The sequence below is a fragment of the Aminobacter anthyllidis genome (assembly GCF_018555685.1).
Classification (GTDB): domain Bacteria; phylum Pseudomonadota; class Alphaproteobacteria; order Rhizobiales; family Rhizobiaceae; genus Aminobacter; species Aminobacter anthyllidis.
The window spans coordinates 269,785-287,178 of sequence record NZ_JAFLWW010000005.1 but is presented as its reverse complement, the minus strand read 5'-3'; the positions used below and the strand labels follow the sequence as shown (position 1 = coordinate 287,178).

The following is a 17,394-nucleotide window of genomic DNA, read 5'->3' as shown; positions in this document are numbered from 1 at the left end:
CGCTGAAGATGCCGAGCCAAGGGGCCTGCCGCTCGCTTCGCTCGACAACATTGGTACATCTGTTTCCAAGGGGAAGATTGGTCTGATTTGGCAAGGCCCAGCTAGCGGTCCGACAAGTGTTCCAGGCCCCATTATCCTCGTCGCTGAGGAAGAATTGCAAGACTTCCTAGCTTGGACAACGACATACATATCTAGCTATTCTCCTTTCACGGCGTTTTTCAGAATTCTAACCACGGCTGACGCTGCTAGGTTCAGCTTGTTTGAAGCTCGTGCACCCCTACTCCCGGAGTCGTTGCTGACCGCTATGTCGGGGATCGCAATTGCTGAAGCTGTCGTGCAGACGCCACAGGCCCCGCGTTCGATAGCAAATATCTCCATACAAGCGTGCCAGGCAACCTTCTCCTACGCCGCTCTTAGAGGGCTCGCGTCTGGTCTACATCCAGCGGATCTACCGGAACTCTCAGAAGCTTGGGCACGCGCGCGGCAATTGACTGCCGACGCACCTCTACGCTTAGACCCCGACTCATCGAGTATGTTTTGGATGATTGTTTCATCCAGTTTGTTGAGCGACGGGCCCAATTCACGCAACAGGTCCGGTACCTGGACGGACGCCCTTGAGGATTTGATTCAGACTGCTCGCTTCGATAAACCTCTGAAAGGAAGCTTTGCTTGGAATCAGCTTGAAAGTACTCTTCCTTTCGCGGGTTCAGCAGACCGACAATTCGAGCTTCCGCGGGAGGAGCAACTGGTCGTTTTAGACCGCACTGCTCAGGCGTTGCTGCGCTCCTCGGTTCCTAGGCCGTTGGCTGAAGCTTGGGTAGGCTTACTTGCCGCTCGTTTGGCTAATGGTTCTTTTGATTACATTGGAGTGTTGGATAGTGTCCGCGACACGCTTCCTGGCTCATTGCTTTGGTTCGCTCTATTCGCATGCTGGCGCTCGGGGTTCGACGGCCTAGTAAATGGGAGGTGCCTGGGCAGACGTGTTGCGCGTGAGGTTTTCGAGCCGACTGCTATATTCGCGTCCCCGACATGCGATATCTCGCTTGCTGAATACGAGCTGCTTGGAGCTTCGCGATCTCTAGATTCGATTCGAACAAGGGTATCCTCTGTCATAGATGTTGAGCTTCTACCCTTGGTTTCGTCGAAATTCCGTAGTTCGTCGACCGTGAAAGTTGAAGCCTCTCGCGAGAGGTCGCTCAATGTGAATCTACCTCGTCTTCGAGAGGCACTTTTCGAAGCGCTTCAAGCTTTGGACCCTGTGCCTGAGACACCAAGGGATCGTCAGTTCCCTCGACAACGTAGCCTATTCGAATCGTCTCAAGGGAAATCGAGCCGGGGGAAGAAAGGAAAAGTAAGCGGTCCGTGAGCGACAATGCTAGGTCCCGTTTTCAGTGCAAATCGGGAGGACGAAGAGCAACAAATGCTTTTCCCTGAATTGCCCGTAGGCGGGTTTCGGGCAAGGTGCGTGACAAATAACCTGACAAAATCTTTGCTCTTCGGCATCGCGCTCTGGCTCGCAGCGCTTTTGGCGTTCGCGCTCTATTCGGTGGAGGCGTCCAAGGCGCGGCTGGCGGGGGAGCTGGAGGTGACGGGGCGGACATTGCACCGGCTGATTTCGCAGCGGGCGGCGCAGCATGATGCGCATATGACCAGCCTGATCGCGCTGACCAGCGGGGCGGAGCCCGCGCCCTTGGGCGCCGTGCGGCAGGTGATGGAGAGCATCACAAGGTTTTATCCGCGCATCGCCTGGATCGCGCTGGTTTCGCTCGATGGGGGCGAGGGCGGTGCGGGACCTGCAACCGGGGTGGCGGGCGCGGGAGCGGTCACCGGGGCGGATGCAGGCGCAGATAGGGCGGGGGCAGCTGACGTTGGTTCGGCGGCGGAGGCTGGCGCAGCCGGCGCGGCGGCTGAGGCAAGTGGCGCGGCGACTGGCGCTGCGGCCGCGCCCGGCGGGGTCAGGATGCTGGTCGAGGTGCCGGAGGGCGGGGGCGAGGATCTTGCGCCGCTGCGCGGGGCGATCGGCGAACAACTGCGCGGCAAGATCGGTGTGCATGCGAGCCGGAACGGGCGGTATCTGCTGGCCAAGCGGGCGCCCGCACCTTCCGATGCGGCCTTGGTGTTCGGCATCGACGCTGCGCTTCTGCTTGAGCCGGAGGAGCGGCCGGCCTGGGCGCATCTGAGGCTCACGCTCGACGGGCAGGAGCTGCTCGACCTGCCTGGAGCTTCCGGCGCGGGCGTCTCGTTTGTGACCGCGCCGCATTTCGAAAAGGTGATCGACGGCGAGGGGCAGAAGATCCTGCTTTCGCTCGACCGGGCCTTGCCGCTTGACGAACTTTTGCCGCTGCGGTCGGTGCTTGGGTTTGCCGTCCTAGCCGGGCTGGCGTCGTTTGCGCTGATGTTTGCGCTCAGGCAGCGGGCGGCGGCGCAACAATCGCAACAAGTGGCGCGGGCCGCGGAGGCGCGGGCGCTTTTGCAGGAGCGGGAAACGCTGCTGGCGCATGCCTCGCGCGTCAACGCCATGGGCGAGCTGGCATCTGGTATCGCGCATGAGCTGACGCAGCCGCTGACGGCGGTGCTGAGCCGCAGCCAGGCAGCGCTCAGGCTTGCCGGCGCCCAAAAACTCGATCTCGGGCTGATAACGCAGGCGCTCGACGTCAATGTGCGCGAGGCCAAGCGCGCCGGCGAGATGCTGAAGCGGATGCGCGACTATGCCTCCAACAAGGCGCCGGAGCCAAAGCCGAGCGCACTCAACGGGATCGTCAGCGAGATCGTGGCGCTGACGGCAGCCGATCTTGAGCGGCGCGGGATCAAGCTGGAGCTCGACCTTTCGGCGGAGGCGCCAGAGGCGGTGGTCGACGCAATCGAGATGGAGCAGGTGCTGCACAACCTGATCCGCAATGCGGCCGATGCGCTGGAAGGGGCGGGGATTTTGGACGCGCGGATTTCCATCGCGACGAAGATCGTGGGCGCGGAGGTACAGGTCGTGGTGGCGGACAACGGGCCGGGTATCGCGGCGGACGTGCTGCCAAAACTGTTCGTGCCGTTCTTCACCACCAAGGCCGACGGCATGGGCCTGGGGCTGTCCTTGTGCCAGACGCTGGTGGAGCGGGTCGACGGGCGGATCGAGGCCGGCAACGCTGCCGGCGGCGGTGCGCGGTTCGTGATTACTTTGCCGAGGGTCAAGGCATGAGCAGGTACCAGGTCTATCTGATCGACGACGACGAGGCGGTGCGCGAGGCGCTGGCGTTCCTGCTCGGCACCTATGGCATTACGGTCGAGACCTTCGGCGACCCGCAGACGTTCCTGGCGCATGTCGACGAGGGCAAGCCCGGCGTGCTGGTGGTCGACCTGCGCATGCCCGAGGTGTCGGGGCTGCAGCTTTACCAGAAGCTCAGTGAGCGCGGCATCGACTGGCCGACCGTGATGATCACCGGCCATGGCGACGTCGCCGCCTGCCGGCGGGCCTTCAAGGCAGGCATCCAGGATTTCTTGACCAAGCCGGTCGATGGCGAGGTGCTGGTCGAGGCGCTGCAGCAGGGTTTTGCAAGCCTCGATGGGCGGCTGGAAAAGCACGAGGCGCGGGCGTTGCTGGCCAGGCTGACCGAGCGCGAGCGCGAGGTGCTTGACATGGTGGCGCAAGGCTGGGCGAGCAAGGAGGTGGCGCAAGCGCTCGACGTGTCGGTGCGCACCATCGACGCGCATCGGGCGAAGATCGCCGAGAAGCTCGGCACCAGCTCGGTGGCCGAGTTCGTGCGGCTGGCTCTTCTTAGTGGGGCATGATCTTGCCGAAAACCGGATGCCACTTTTCGGGATCATGCCCGGACCACTCGGTAGCACTACCTAGGGCGGGTGGTGGCATCGCGGATTCTGCCGCGGCGGTGGATTGGGTAGTTGTTGCCTCGGACAAGCAAGACGCTTTCTCCCAAGCAACATCAGGACAGGAACCCAGTCATGATCAAGAGCATTTTCCTCGCCGCCGCTGCCACCGTCGCCATTTCCGGCGCTGCTTCCGCACAGGTGCTGACCGAGAAGAACATCTCGTCGAGCCTCGCCGTCGAGATCGCCCAGAACGCGGTCGCCGCCTGCGCCGCCGACAAGTACAACGTCACCGCCGCCGTGGTTGACCGCGCCGGCGTGCTGCGCGCCCTGGTCCGCGCCGACAATGCCGGCACGCACACGGTTTCGGCCGCCCAGGACAAGGCCTTCACCTCGGCCTCGTCGCGCACCCCGACCGGCAAGATGGCCGAGAACGTTGCCAAGAACCCGGGCGCTGCCGGCCTCGTCGACATTGACGGCTTCCTGGTGCTGGCAGGTGGTGTGCCGATCAAGGCTGGCGATGCTGTCATCGGCGCCATCGGCGTCGGCGGCGCGCCGGGCGGCAATTTCGACGAGGCTTGCGCCGTCGCGGCCATCGAAAAGGCTGCCGACAAGCTGAAGTAAGCCTGCCCGGCAACAGTGCCGGCAAGAACGAAGCCCCGCTTCCTGGACCAGGAGGCGGGGCTTTTTCGTTTCGGGCGTGCTGGTCAGAAGCCCATGGCGAAGCTGCCGCGCAACTGGTGCGCTGCCGTGCCGTCGCCGACGGCACCGGCGTAGCTGACATCGATGCGGGCATTGTCCCTGACGGCAAAGCTCAGGCCGGCATCGTAGACGAAGGCGTCCGACGCCAGGCTGTCGCCGACGACGGAAAACGGCGCCGTGCCGGCAAGGGCGAGGCGCGACAGCGGCGCGTCGCTTTCGGTGTGACGCCACCCGAGCATGCCCTGGAGCATGACGGATCGCGCCCCGGCCGGCAGTTCGGCGCTCGCCCTTATGCCGAGGGTGGAGATGGTCGCATCCTGGTCGCCGGCTGCCCCGGTCAGTGCCGCGGCGCCGCCGGTCTCGGCAAATCCGTCGCTGCCTGTCCTGACATAGGCGATGCCGGCAAACGGCTCGACATAGGACGCGCCGAGGCCGAGGCGGTAGCCGACGTCACCGTGGACGAGGGTGGCTGTTGCGTCGTAGCCGGCGGCGAGACTGTCGGAGAAGCCGCTGAAGGCAACGCGGCGTTCGGTCGACAGATCGTGCCACGCTTGTATGGCGCCGAGCTGCAGGCGAAGCGCACCAAGCTCGGCAGCGGCGTAGACGCCGGCATGCAAGGTGTCGGCAGTAGCGGTGGCAGCCCGCCCATCCCGAGAGATGCTGCTCCTGGAATAGCCGGCCATGGCACCAAGGCGAATGCCGTAGGCGACTTCGCCGTCGAGGCCGCCGAACAGTGCCGCGGTCTTGACCTTGAAGCCATCCGTGTCGTCCACGCCTGATAATTCCGAGATATTTCCCACGCCTTCGACCCAGAACGCACGCGATGGCTTGCTGGCTGCTGTGTCGAAGGTCTGGCGGATGCGGTTGTGCACGGCATCCTGTGCCAGTGTCGCTGATATGATGCCGGCGTTCATCAGCGAGGGGTGGATGTCGCCCGACAGCTGGTCGAGCGCGTCGCGCGCCCCGCCGGCGGAAAGGCCAAGCAGGCCGCCGACCATCGCATTGCCGGCCGGCAGATTGTCGAGCGCGCCGGCCACGGCATGCTGGTTGTCGGTGATGGCAACGGTGCCGAACGCGGCACCGTTGAACTCCAAGGTGAGCCAGACCTCTGTAGCGTTCCTGTAGTCGAGCGCACTGTCGAGGAAGGCAAAGTCGTCGGTGACGCCGCTGAAGGCACCTGTCAGTGCTCCGGTTGTCGACAGGATCAGATACTCGTCTAGCAGCGCATCCGTGCCATTGGCGATGACATGGACCGAAGACGTCGCGTCGATGGAGGCGGTGCCGGCGGCGATGCGGCTGGCCGCGCCGCCAATGCCGACCTCGTAGAGCGAGGCTGCCTGAAAGGCGAAATCGCCGGCCACGTTGAAGGTTCCATCGGGCGCGACGGTTGCGCCGGAGCGGATCGTGACATCGCCGAGGTCGCCGCTGCCTTCAAGCCTGGCGGTCGAAAAGACGTCGAGCGCGCCGCCGAGGCCATCGCCGATCCACAAGGTCCCGCCCACAACGTCCGTCGTTCCGCTGAAGCTTGAGCTGTCGCCAAGCAGGCGGCTTGTTCCGCTCAGATGCCTGATTGCGCCGTTGCCTGAAATGGCCGCGGCAAAATCATGGGCATCGTCGGTATGATTGAAGACGAGCGTGCCGCTGCCCGGTCCGAAAACGACTTGCGGTGCATCGATGGCGCCCGCAGCGACCGCCGCGTCGCCCTCGGCCGCGCCGATGTTGAGCGTGCCGGTGGAGCCGCCGGCGAAGCCGATCTGGATGCCGGCAGCTCCCGTCGAGATCGTGCCGCCGTGGCTGGCCGTGGCGGTACCAGCACCATTCCAGCCCAGCATGACATATGAGCCCGACACGACGCGGGAGCCCGGGCCGGAGACGATCAGGTCGCCGACGCCGGTTGCGTCGGCCCCGACGATCACAATTGCGCTTTGCAGTTTGCCGCCTGCCGTGATGCTGGCCGAACCAGCCGATTTGACGCCTATCCTGATGTCGACGGTCGAGGTGAGGGCAGAGCCCGCGCCATCGATGGTCAGCGTGCCCAAGGAGCCGACTGCGCTGCCGAGCCAGGTGCGCGCGGCCGCTTCGACTTCGGCTCCACTGGAGATATGCAATTCACCGTCGCCTGCCTGGCCAAGGACCAGGTTGGCGTTGGTGATCTGCCATAGCGTATCGGCCCCCGAAATGTTGGCGATGCCGTGGCCGCTCGCCTGCTGGCCCAGGCTTGCGGAGTAGCTGCTCGCAGTTGCGCCCAGGCTGAGATTGAATGTGCCTTCGCCGCCGTCGCCGACAATAAATCCGCTGTTGCCGGTGCTCAGCGACGAGTTCGTGCCGGTCACGTTGACCAGGCCGCCGCTGCCCGCCTGGGTGGCCACCGACGCGTGCGCAGCTTCAACACTACCGCCAGCCGCGATACTCAATGTCCCCGATCCGTAGAAGCCGACATTGAGGTCGCCGGTCGTCCAGGTGGAGTTGCCGCCCGTAACCGTCGCTTCGCCTATCTGGCTGCTGGCTGGTGGTGCGCCGTTGGCCGACGAGTTGCCGACAATCGCCGATGTCGAAGCCAGGCTGCCGCCATTGACGATGTTGAGCGAGGCGCCGGCGACGCCGCCGATGAAGATGGTGCTTGTGCTTGCGCCGGGGGTGCCAATGCTTGGTGCATTGGGCGCGCCCGGCTGGTTGACGATGACGGCTGTTCCGGCGGGCGTGCTGCCGCCCGACCAGTTGTCGCCGTTGAACCAATCGCTGCTTTGATCCCCTTCCCAGGTCTGTGCATGAGCAGCGGCGGCAAGGCTGCACAAGACGGTGCTGGCCATGCTGGCTATTGCAACAGCGCGCAACAATCCGCGCATGGCCGCGTTGTGGTCAGTTGTCATGCTACCCCCCAAAAAATCACCGTCTCAAAAATGCTATTCCATCCGAAGCAGGCTAGCGCTCGAATGGAGTGTTCAAATATGCCACCAGTAATCCCGCCCAAGGATGACGCTGCCAGCGTATCGCAAGAGCTGACTTCAGACGGGATAGCTTAGAGAAAACTTGGATTGCCCCTTTCCATTGAGTAATAAGCTTTTGCTGATAGATCAACCGGCTCAAGGCTGGTTTTTACACTTGATCGCTACCCAGATCGGCCGGCGGCAATTGCGACTTTGCCCCGGGGCAGGCCATATCCGCAATGTGGCTCAGAAGGCCGCTTTGGGGCGGTTCCAAAATCGTTGCGGTGACGGGCGAATGCGTCTATATACGGGCCGAATTTCCCATTTTCTGGTGGTCTTGATCCACCGCCCGCGTGAGGGACGCGGGCGAGCGAAGAGGATATATCGCATGGCCAATACGCTGCTTATGCCCAAGGCGACCGCTGTCTGGCTGGTCGACAATACCGGGCTGTCGTTCGACCAGATCGCGCAGTTCTGCTCGCTGCACCCGCTCGAGGTGAAGGCGATCGCCGACGGCGAATCGGCCCAGGGCATCAAGGGCATGGACCCGATCATGACCGGCCAGCTGACGCGCGCCGAGATCGCCAAGGGCGAGGGCGACCTCAATCACCGCCTGAAGCTGTCGGACCCCAAGGTCCGCGTGCCGGAGGCCAAGCGCAAGGGGCCGCGCTACACGCCGCTGTCCAAGCGCCAGGATCGCCCGAACGCCATCTACTGGCTGGTCAAGAACCATCCGGAACTGAAGGACGCGCAGATTTCGCGCCTCGTCGGCACGACCAAGGCGACGATCGAGCAGATCCGCGAGCGCAAGCACTGGAACATGGCGACGCTGTCGCCGCTCGACCCGGTCGCACTTGGCCTGTGCTCGCAGATCGACCTCGACATCGAAGTGCAGCGCGCCTCGCGCGGCCGCGAAGCCCCGGCACCGACCGGCGATACGCTGCTGCCGGCCTCGCTGACCGAGCGCCTGACGCCCGAGCAGGCCGCGCCCAAGGACGAAGACAGGGAACTCGACGCCAACGCCGTGTTCGCCAAGCTCTCGGCGCTGCGCTCGAAGACGCCCGACGAGGACGAAGACGACAAGTTCTGAGGATTTTCCCCGGATCAGCAAAAGGCCCCGCAATGCGGGGCCTTTTTCGTTTGTGGGCCGTTACGAGAGATGGTCAGTCCGACAGGCGTGGTGCCGCCATGTCGCGGCCGAAGCGGTGCAGGACGAGGCTGGGCGACCGGTCGGCTGCGGGCGCCGCGAAGGTGATGGCAGCCTCGACCTCCTTGTAGAAGAAGCGGTGTTCGCCTTCGGCGAACAGGCGCAGCCTGGGCTGGCCGGGGAACTGGGCGAACAGCACGTCGTCCTCGCGCATGATGGTGAGGATCACGTCGGGCGCGAGCTGGTAGCGGCCGACATAAGTGTCGAACAGCCTGGGATCGACCGAAACTTCGCTGTGCCGCGGCTTGACCCTTGTCAGCGGGATGTCGCGATTGAGCAGGTGCAGGCCGATATCGCTGACGCCCGTGTTGGCATTGGACAGGACAACGACAGCGGTTCTGAGACTAGGATGGAACCCGATGAAGGCGCTGTAGCCTCCGGTGCCGCCATCCTGCCAGGCGATCTCGCCATTGCTGCTTTTGGTGACGACCCAGCCGAGCGCTGCCGAGGTTTCCTGTTCGCCGATCGCGCGCCGCGTCGCCAGCGTGCCGGCAAGTGCGGTGGCCAGCGGCGTCCTGTCCTTGTTGAGCGTCACCTGGAGTAACTCGAGCAGGTCGTTGGCGCTCGAGCGCAAGGCGCCGGCGGCGGCAAAGGCGGGCAGGTCCCAGTTGGGCACGATTTCCAGCACCTCGTTGTGGCCGGTGGCCATGCGCTTGTTGAGAGGCGGTGTCAGTTCGATCGTTGTGCTGCGCATGGCCAGTGGGCCGGCGATGCGCTCTTGAACCAGTGCTGCATAATCCTTACCGGCGCGGCCAGCGAGGGCCTGTCCCAGCAGAGCCGAGCCGAGATTGGAATATTCATATTCGGTGCCGATGTCGCGCGGCAGCTTGTAGCCCGACACGAAGGCATACATCTCGTCGATCGTGTAGTCGGCATAAGGATTGGTCTCGTCGGTTGGCTCGAAATTGTCGGGCATGCGCGGCAGGCCGGACGTATTGGTTGCGAGGTCGGCCAAGGTGATCGCCTTGCCGCCGCGCTCGGGCACGGCGACATTCATCGGCAGGTACTTGGCTACTGGGTCGGCCAGGGCGACCTCGCCGCGCGCGGCCATGTCGGCGAGCAGCAGGCCGGTGAACACCTTGGTCACCGAGCCGATCTCGAAGATGGTGTCGCCGTCGACCGGACGCGGATCGAGCCCCCCGAAGCTGCCATGCGCAATGATTTTGCGCCCGTTCGGGCCGATGGTGCCGACAACGATGCCTACGCTTTGCCTTTGAACGTCGATCCTGTCGACGAGGATGCGGCGGATGTCCGCTTCGTCAGGAAGCTGGCCAGTCGAAACACTGGAGGTGGTTGTCACGACGATGGGCCTGCCCATCTTGCGGTCGAGATAGAGTAGGCCGCCGGCGAAGGCAGCAACGGTGAAGATCGCGGCGGCGGCGGTCAGCGCACCTGAAAAGGCCGAGGGTGTCCTGAAGAGTTTCATTGGCGATGCCGTCTCCGGGCGCGTTTTCCGGCGCGATGCCTGACTTGCAGATTCAAACCGCACTGTCTGACCCCGACAGATTGCAAGAGCATTGCGGCTGTCGGGATTGGCTCGGGTTAGCAGGCGGCCGTTGAAGAAGTCAGTCGCGTGCGCAGACGAGGCCTGAGTTGCCGCAGCGCGCCGGAGCCTATGATCACAATCACTGCCTTGCAGCGGCGGCCTCTTTCAACGGCCTGCTGGACAGATCCCAAGCGCTCCAAGATGATGGAACCCAGGCGAAGGGCCTTTACGCGTGTAGTTGCAAATGGGCATGCCAAGGAGGCGTCCATGAGGAGCGATACCGAGTATCTACGTCTTGCCGTGGAGATCGCCACCGAGAGCCGGGCCAGCGGCAATCATCCCTTCGGGGCGCTCCTGGTCGGGCCGGAGGGCGACGTGCTGCTTTCGTCCGGCAATACCTATGCGCGGGATCGCGGCGTTGGCCACGCAGAGGCGAATGTCGCCCGCGCGGCCGCGCAGCAATACGACCCGGCCTTTCTCGAGCGATGCACGCTGGTGACCTCGGTCGAGCCGTGCTGCATGTGCGCGGGGGCCTGTTACTGGGCTGGCATCGGCACCGTGGTCTACGGCCTGAGCGAAAAGCGGTTGGCCGAGCTGACCGGAGACAACCCGGAGAATCTGACCCTCGATCTGAGCTGTCACCAGGTGTTCGCTGCCGGACGGCGCCCTGTCGCGGTTAGGGGTCCATTTCCCGAGCTCGAAGACGAGATCGTCAACGACCACAAGGATTTCTGGTGACAGAACCCGTCATAAGGCGCTACCGCAGGGTATTCAGAATAGCTTGAGGCGACATGACGCAAAAAGTGAGGTTGGGCATAAACTGCGCGCCGCTTTGTTGATCCTGATCTCCGCGATTTCCCACTTGCGATAAGTCAATCGGTTGGAGCTGATTGTCTATTCGGAAGGGAAATCAGGCAGCGGTCCCTCGGAAGCAACATCCGTCCATGCGCTTACGGCCCTCCACCGCTCAGCAGCAGCCTTTCTTGCTGCGTCAGCTCCAAGTGCTCCTTGGAATGCGTCTGAGCCGAGGAGGATGTGAGGCGGCAGACGATCGGCTTCAGCGACGCCGACGACGACTTGCGCGATCTTTTCGGGATCGCCCGGTTCATTGCCCCAATATGCTTCAAGTTGCCGGACAGTTTCCCCAATCGAGGCATCATAATCCGGCAGCATGGGACGCACGCTTCCAAATGCCCGCTTACCCCAATTTGTGCGCATGCCGCCCGGTTCAAGTGCGGTCACTTTGACGTCAAACGGTGCGACTTCAAGAGCTATTGTCTCGGTAAAGCCACCCACCGCCCACTTGGAAGCAACGTAAGCAGCGTTACCCGCCAAGGCAGATCGCCCACCGAACGACGAAATCTGGATGATGTGACCGCTCCTTTGTTGGCGCATTTCAGGGAGGGCGGCCCGCGTGAGGTTCACGACACCAAAGAAATTGGTTTCCACTACACGACGAAAATCGCCTGATGAAACCTCTTCAAATGGCCGCGTCTCACCAAACCCTGCATTGTTTACGAGAACATCAAGGCGCCCAAAAACGGAGAGGGCAACGTCTACAGCGGCGACGCTCTCTCGCTCATCGGTAACATCGAGACGGGCCGCCTTTACGCGAGGACCATAGGACGCAACCAGGTCATCTAACTGGCTCACGTCGCGTGCAGTCGCTACGACACGATGGCCCGCCTCCAACGCCTTGATTGTGATTGCCCGTCCCAAGCCCGAGCCACTGCCAGTAACCAGCCATACCTTAGACATATTCGATCTCCTTTCGTTTTGACTGTCTGGACAGTCATTTAATGTTGAAATTTTTAGGCTAGCATTCGCCACAAGGCATCAAAGCCAGCCTGTGAAGCCTCTTCTGCCATCGCAGGATTTGCGATCATGAAATCCATTGTTGTACCTGCCATCCCTTCGACCAGCTCTACGACATAGCTGGGCGGCGCGGCGCGCAATGTTCCGCGCATCGCCACCTGAGCTATCAGGTTGAGTATCGGTGCAGCCGATACCGTGGCTGCTTGACGGCTCACGATGGTAATCTTGTCGGAGACATGCAGCTGCGCCAAAGCCTTGCGCTTTTGGGGGTTTGTGACACCCCATTGCGTACGGGCAGACCAAAAGTACCTCAATTGTGACTTCTCTTCTTGGTCGCTAGGGATAGCGGCCAAGACCGTTGCGATTAGTTCCTCCTTCAATTCGGAATAGATGGCGTTGAACAGGTCCGTTTTCGTCTCGAAGTAGGTGAAGACAGAGCCATTCGAGATGCCTGCATGCTTCGCGATGTCGGCGGTGGATGTGCCCAGGCCTCGTTCTGAAATCAGCTCGGTCGCTGCTATGATGATGGTATTCCTACGATCGTCGCTAAGAGGTCGAGCCATGCGTTTCGATTGCATCCATATTTTCGTGCTGATCATTAAATGACTGTTTAGTCGCTCATTGTCAAGGGCCTTTTGCGCAGAGCGGAGGATGGCTAACAGTCGTTCCATCGAACCCGACCGATCGGAAGCGCCTGCAGGTGATCGTTGGTGACTGGTGCGGTTCATGGAAGAGGGCGTCCGATCAAGCAGGAACGTATGTCAGCCTGATCACGTCCTCGCCAATGCGATCGGTGAAAACAAGGCGGAGTGGCGGCCGGGGGCCGGCGAAGAACGGCTTGCCGCGACGAAGCACGACGGGGTGGAAGTAGAGTCGATACTCGTCGATAAGGCCGAGGTCGGTCAGGCTTCGCGCCAGGTCTGGTCCGGAAACTGCGATCTCCCCAACGAGCCGAGCCTTCAGCTCGCGTATCACCGCCTCGAGGTCATCCTCGACAAGCGTGGCGTTGGGGCCGACTGACTTCAACGAGCGCGACACGACCCATTTGGGTTGGCGCCGCCACGCCGCCGCGAACTCGCGTTGCTCCGCACTCCACTCAGGACGGTCTTCGTCCCAATAGCGCATGACCTCGTACATGCGGCGACCGTACACACTGCCCGCCAGGTCGCGCACGTGTTCTATCCAGTGACGAAAGAGCACGGGGTCAGGCGCAAATTCCTGGTGGTCGACGTAGCCGTCCAGGGACTGGTTCATTCCAAAGACGAGCTTCGCCATGCTGCATAATCTCCGCCGCAGGGACTCAGAATAGCTTGAGGCGACATTGCGCAAAAGTGAGGTTGGGCCGCACGCCGCTTTGTCGGAGTGACGAACAGTCAAAGCACAGCTGACCACCCTCATGCGACCTTCGAATTTCTGCTTCCGGGCCAACACCCTGCCTTCCGCCTCAAAGCAAAAAGGCCCCGCATCGACGGGGCCTTTCTCTTGAATGTGGGCTGGGTGGATCAGTCGGCCAGTCGCGGCGCCGACACGTCGTTGCCGAATTGGTGCAATGTCAGGCTTGGCGATGGGCGGGTGTCGGCCGGCACGAAGGTGATCGCGGCCTCGACATCCTTGTAGAAGAAGCGATGCCCGCCCTCGGGGAAAAGGCGAAACTTCGGCTGGCCGGTCAGCTGGGCAAACAGCTTGTCGCCGTCGCGCGTGATGTCGAAGACCATCTCGGGTGCCAACTGGTAGCGGCCGGTATAGCCGTCGAGCAGCTTGGGGTCGATGACGGCTTCGACCGGCTTCGGCTTCGGCTCGGTGAGCGGGATGTCACGGTTGAGCAGGTGCATGCCGATGTCGTTGACCCCGGCGTCGGAGTTGGCGAGGACGACGACGCCAGTTTTGGAGGCAGGGTGGAAGCCGATGAAGGTGGTAAAGCCGCCGGTGCCGCCGCTGTGCCAGACGATGTCGCCCGACGAGCTCTCGGTGACCATCCAGGCGAGGCCGATCTGTGTGTCGTAGTTGACCGGCCTGCGCTTGACGCTCGCCGCGGCAACGGCGTCGGTGAGCGGGGACTTTTCGGTGCTCAGCGCCATAGCCAGGAAATTGAGCAGATCGTTGGTCGACGAGCGCAAAGCACCGGCGCCGGCGAAGGCCGGAAGGTCCCAGTTGGGAACTGGCTGCAGATCGCTGTTGTGGCCGGTGGCCATGCGCTTGGCGAGTTCAGGCGAAAGCGTGATCGCGGTGCTCGACATGCCGAGCTGGGCGGTGATGCGCTGGCTCACCAGCGTCTCGTAGTCGACGCCGGCACGGCGAGCGAGCGCTTGGCCGAGCAGGCCGAAGCCGGTGTTGGAGTATTCGAAATCTGCACCGATGTCGCGCGGCAGCTGGTAGCGCGACAGGAAGCGGTAGAGCTGCTCGGTGGTATAGGTGGCATAAGGATTGAGCGTATCCGGCGGGATCAGATCGTCGGGCAGGCTCGGCAGGCTGGAGCGATGGGTTGCCAGATCGGCAAGCGTGATCACCTTGCCGGCGCGCTCGGGCACGGTGACGCCTTCGGGCATGTAGTTTGCGAGCGGGTCGTCGAGCCCGACTTCGCCGCTGGCCGCCATCTCGGCGAGCAACAGGCCGGTGAAGACCTTGGTGATCGAACCGATCTCGTAGAGCGTGTTGCCATCGACAGGGCGTGGATCGTTGGCGCCGAACTTGCCGTGTGCAACGATGCTGCGGCCCTGCGGCCCGATCGTGCCGACGACGATGCCGACGCTTTCGCCCCTGAGGTCGATGCGTTCGGCAAGGATCTTGCGGATTTCCGAATCGGCCGGGAATGGATTGGAGGCGTTGCTGGCGGATGCTGTCGTCACCGTGAAAGGTCTCTCGATCAGTTGGTCAAGATAGAGCAGGCCACCGGAGAAAGCAGCCACTGTGCAGATCGCCGCGGCGGCCGTCAGGGCACCTGAAAGCGCAGTTGGTTTTCTATTGGAAGTCATCGTGTTGCTGTCTCTCGAACAGGCGTTGTCGCTTGGGAGCATCGCTCATCTGACAGCTTGAGATTGCAAGAGCATTGCGCGGTGCGCGCCCAATCAGATGGGCTGCCAAGCGCAGTCGTCTGGCTTGCCGGTTCGCCCTGACAGGCGCATGATCCGGGCTTCAGCGAACTCGAAATGCCCCCGAGGTGCGAGATGAGCGGATCCGCCGCATTCGACGCCTGGAGTGCTGGCAACAGCTACGAGCATTACATGGGCCGGTGGAGCCGGCTGGTGGCGACGAAATTCGTCGCCTGGCTTTCGCCGCCCGAGCAGGCGGCGTGGCTTGAGATCGGCTGCGGCACCGGCGCGTTGACGGCAGCCGTGCTTTCAGCTGCGGCACCACGCTCGATACTGTCCATCGACCCGTCGGCCGATTTCGTCGCGCACGCCCGCAAGGCGATCGGCGACGGCCGCGTCCGGTTCGAGGTGGCGGATGCGCTGAACCTGCCGGCCGAGCCGGCAAGCATCGACGTCGTCACTTCCGGCCTCGTGCTCAACTTTGTTCCCGACAGGCCGGCCGCCCTTGCCGAAATGCAGCGCGTGCTGAAACCGGGTGGCCTGCTGTCGTTTTATGTCTGGGATTATCCGGGCGGCGGCATCGGCTTCATCCGCCAGTTCTGGCAGGCAGCAATCACCATCGATCCGGCCGCGGCGGAGCTGGGCGAAGGCAAGCGGTTTCCATTCTGCACACGGGAAGGGCTGCTGGCGCTGTGCCAGGAAGCCGGCCTGCGCGACATCGCCATCGCGCCGATGGAGATCGAAACCCGCTTCGCGGATTTCGAGGCGTTCTGGCAGCCGTTTACGCTCGGCGCGGGGCCGGCGCCCGGGTACTGCATGAGCCTGAACGAGTATCAGCGGGCGAAACTCAAGGCGCGCCTGGCCGAGCGGCTGGGATCAACCGAGCCGATCGAACTTTTGGCGCGCGCCTGGATGGTCAGGGCAAACAGGCAAGGCTGAGCGGCGGCTCACTTCCGGCCGCCTGGCGAAGCAAGCCGGCCTATTCGCTGGCGATGAACTTCAGCGTGCCGGCGATGCCCGAGCCTGACATGCCGCCCTTGCGGTCCGAGGGATGGTTGATGCCGTCCATGACCGGGATTTCGGTGAAGTCGAACGGGCTGATGCCTTCCAGGATAGCGGCGTTGACGCCAAACTGGTTGGGGTTCGAGCGGCGCTGGTGATGGGTGTAGATGCCGCATTTCGAGCAGAAGTAGTGCTTCGCGGCCATGGTGTTGAACTGATAGAGGGTGAGGGCTTCTTCACCTGCCAGGACATCGACGCCGCCAAGGTCGGCCGACAGGGCGACGGCGCCCTTCATCCGGCAGTAGGAGCAGGTGCAGCGCCGCGCGCTGCGCAGGCCGTCCGACAGCCTGACGCGCAGGCGGACCGTGCCGCAGTGGCAGGCGCCGTTGATCTCGTGGATGTCCATGTCCATCGGCAGTCTCTCTTCCCGCTTCATATCGCCAAGCATGCCAGCATGCCGGTATTGCCTGCGACGGGCAAAGGAAAGTCCCGGCTTGTCACCGGGACAATTTGGGAGCGGGCGGGAGGGAACTCGTTGTCAGCCGTGGAAGTTGCGGTCGGGGGTGCCGAAGGATTCGCTGCGTTCGACGCTGCGGTAATAGTCGACGAGCAACTTGCCGCGTTCGGGCTTGAACGCGCGGCCGGCTGAGGCGACCGAGGAAATGCGGTCGATGCGGAAGGCACGGAAGTCGTTGCGCATCTCGCACCAGGCGATCAGGGTCCAGACCTTGCCCCAGAACCACAGGCCGAGCGGACGCACCTCGCGGGCCGAGCCGCGACCGGCCTCGTCATTGTAATCGAGCTTCAGCACCTGGCGCTTTTCGACGGCGCGTTCGATCAGGTCGATCGCCTCGCGGTCGGCGTCGGAGACCACCCACATCGGGGTATGGATCTCGGTGCGGGCGATGCGGTCCTTTTCCGAGTCGGGCAGGACAGCGCCGATCTTGACCAGCGCCTCGTCGGCGGCGCGCGCCATGGCGGCACCGCCGAAGGCGCGGACCATGCGGGCGCCGGCAACCAATGCTACGATTTCGTCTCGTGTGAACATCAGCGGCGGAAGGTCGAAACCCTCCCTCATCATATAGCCCACCCCGGCCTCGCCATCGATCGGCACACCCGTCGATTGCAGGTCGGCGATGTCGCGATAGATCGTGCGCTCGGAAACCTCGAGCCACGCGCCCAGCTTGTGCGCGGTGACCAGGCGGCCACCTCGGAGATGCTGTACGATCTGGAACAGCCTATCGGCGCGTCTCATCGAAAACCCCTCAAAGTCTCGCGCTGTTCTTTGCCAAGTGGGGGCGCCTGGCGTCGATGACAATGCGCGTCGTCAAAAAGTCGGTCCGGCATGCCGTCTCGTACCTGGCGCCGAGCTGCGCCGAAGACCTCGGAATGCGAACCTCTTCATCCTAT

The 17,394-nt window shown here is 63.1% G+C and carries 14 protein-coding genes; 6 read left to right on the top strand and 8 right to left on the bottom strand.

What is annotated here, in order from left to right; genetic code table 11:
- Positions 1 to 1,525 precede the first annotated feature (1,525 nt).
- The 3 genes from J1C56_RS18500 to J1C56_RS18490 all read left to right on the top strand — a co-directional run bounded on the left by J1C56_RS18500 (position 1,526) and on the right by J1C56_RS18490 (position 4,440).
- Positions 1,526 to 3,190: a sensor histidine kinase gene (locus J1C56_RS18500; protein ID WP_214391531.1), complete on the top strand. Its 1,665-nt coding sequence runs from the start codon at positions 1,526 to 1,528 to the stop codon at positions 3,188 to 3,190.
- Positions 3,187 to 3,780 carry a response regulator transcription factor gene (locus J1C56_RS18495; RefSeq protein WP_214391530.1) on the top strand — a complete coding sequence of 198 codons (594 nt, stop codon included), beginning with the start codon at positions 3,187 to 3,189 and terminating at the stop codon, positions 3,778 to 3,780. The genes J1C56_RS18500 and J1C56_RS18495 overlap by 4 nt, the downstream gene beginning before the upstream one ends.
- Before the next feature lie 171 nt (positions 3,781 to 3,951).
- Positions 3,952 to 4,440: a GlcG/HbpS family heme-binding protein gene (locus J1C56_RS18490; RefSeq protein ID WP_214391529.1), complete on the top strand. Its 489-nt coding sequence runs from the start codon at positions 3,952 to 3,954 to the stop codon at positions 4,438 to 4,440.
- Between the two features lie 83 nt (positions 4,441 to 4,523).
- Here J1C56_RS18490 and J1C56_RS18485 read toward each other — a convergent pair whose 3' ends face one another.
- On the bottom strand, positions 4,524 to 7,388 hold the full coding sequence (locus tag J1C56_RS18485) for an autotransporter outer membrane beta-barrel domain-containing protein (RefSeq protein ID WP_214391528.1): 2,865 nt from the start codon (positions 7,386 to 7,388) through the stop codon (positions 4,524 to 4,526).
- A 445-nt stretch (positions 7,389 to 7,833) separates the two neighbouring features.
- Between J1C56_RS18485 and J1C56_RS18480 the strand changes: the two genes are divergently transcribed.
- Entirely contained in the window at positions 7,834 to 8,535 is a 702-nt protein-coding gene (locus J1C56_RS18480) for a DUF1013 domain-containing protein (RefSeq protein ID WP_214391527.1), read from the top strand.
- Positions 8,536 to 8,608: 73 nt separating this feature from the next.
- Here the strand turns inward: J1C56_RS18480 and J1C56_RS18475 are convergent, their stop codons facing one another.
- Positions 8,609 to 10,078 carry a serine hydrolase gene (locus J1C56_RS18475; RefSeq protein ID WP_214391526.1) on the bottom strand — a complete coding sequence of 490 codons (1,470 nt, stop codon included), beginning with the start codon at positions 10,076 to 10,078 and terminating at the stop codon, positions 8,609 to 8,611.
- Positions 10,079 to 10,405: 327 nt separating this feature from the next.
- Between J1C56_RS18475 and J1C56_RS18470 the strand changes: the two genes are divergently transcribed.
- A complete protein-coding gene (locus J1C56_RS18470) occupies positions 10,406 to 10,876 on the top strand; it encodes a nucleoside deaminase (RefSeq protein ID WP_214391525.1) in 471 nt (156 codons plus the stop codon).
- A 156-nt stretch (positions 10,877 to 11,032) separates the two neighbouring features.
- On the opposite strand, the gene J1C56_RS18465 is transcribed toward J1C56_RS18470, so the two are convergent.
- From J1C56_RS18465 to J1C56_RS18450, 4 genes are all read right to left on the bottom strand, one after another.
- A complete protein-coding gene (locus J1C56_RS18465; RefSeq protein WP_214391524.1) occupies positions 11,033 to 11,896 on the bottom strand; it encodes an SDR family NAD(P)-dependent oxidoreductase in 864 nt (287 codons plus the stop codon).
- Positions 11,897 to 11,949: 53 nt separating this feature from the next.
- A complete protein-coding gene (locus tag J1C56_RS18460) occupies positions 11,950 to 12,681 on the bottom strand; it encodes a TetR/AcrR family transcriptional regulator (protein WP_214391523.1) in 732 nt (243 codons plus the stop codon).
- A gap of 16 nt (positions 12,682 to 12,697) precedes the next feature.
- Positions 12,698 to 13,228 carry a dihydrofolate reductase family protein gene (locus J1C56_RS18455; protein ID WP_214391522.1) on the bottom strand — a complete coding sequence of 177 codons (531 nt, stop codon included), beginning with the start codon at positions 13,226 to 13,228 and terminating at the stop codon, positions 12,698 to 12,700.
- 227 nt (positions 13,229 to 13,455) lie between these two features.
- Positions 13,456 to 14,925, bottom strand: a complete 1,470-nt coding sequence (locus J1C56_RS18450; protein WP_214391521.1) for a serine hydrolase — start codon at positions 14,923 to 14,925, stop codon at positions 13,456 to 13,458.
- Positions 14,926 to 15,117: 192 nt separating this feature from the next.
- On the opposite strand from J1C56_RS18450, the gene J1C56_RS18445 reads away from it, so the two are divergent.
- Positions 15,118 to 15,921, top strand: coding sequence for a class I SAM-dependent methyltransferase (locus tag J1C56_RS18445; protein WP_214391520.1), 804 nt, complete (start codon positions 15,118 to 15,120; stop codon positions 15,919 to 15,921).
- A 40-nt stretch (positions 15,922 to 15,961) separates the two neighbouring features.
- Here the strand turns inward: J1C56_RS18445 and J1C56_RS18440 are convergent, their stop codons facing one another.
- On the bottom strand, positions 15,962 to 16,396 hold the full coding sequence (locus tag J1C56_RS18440; RefSeq protein WP_214391831.1) for a GFA family protein: 435 nt from the start codon (positions 16,394 to 16,396) through the stop codon (positions 15,962 to 15,964).
- A gap of 126 nt (positions 16,397 to 16,522) precedes the next feature.
- A complete protein-coding gene (locus J1C56_RS18435) occupies positions 16,523 to 17,239 on the bottom strand; it encodes a helix-turn-helix transcriptional regulator (protein ID WP_214391519.1) in 717 nt (238 codons plus the stop codon).
- Positions 17,240 to 17,394: the final 155 nt, after the last annotated feature.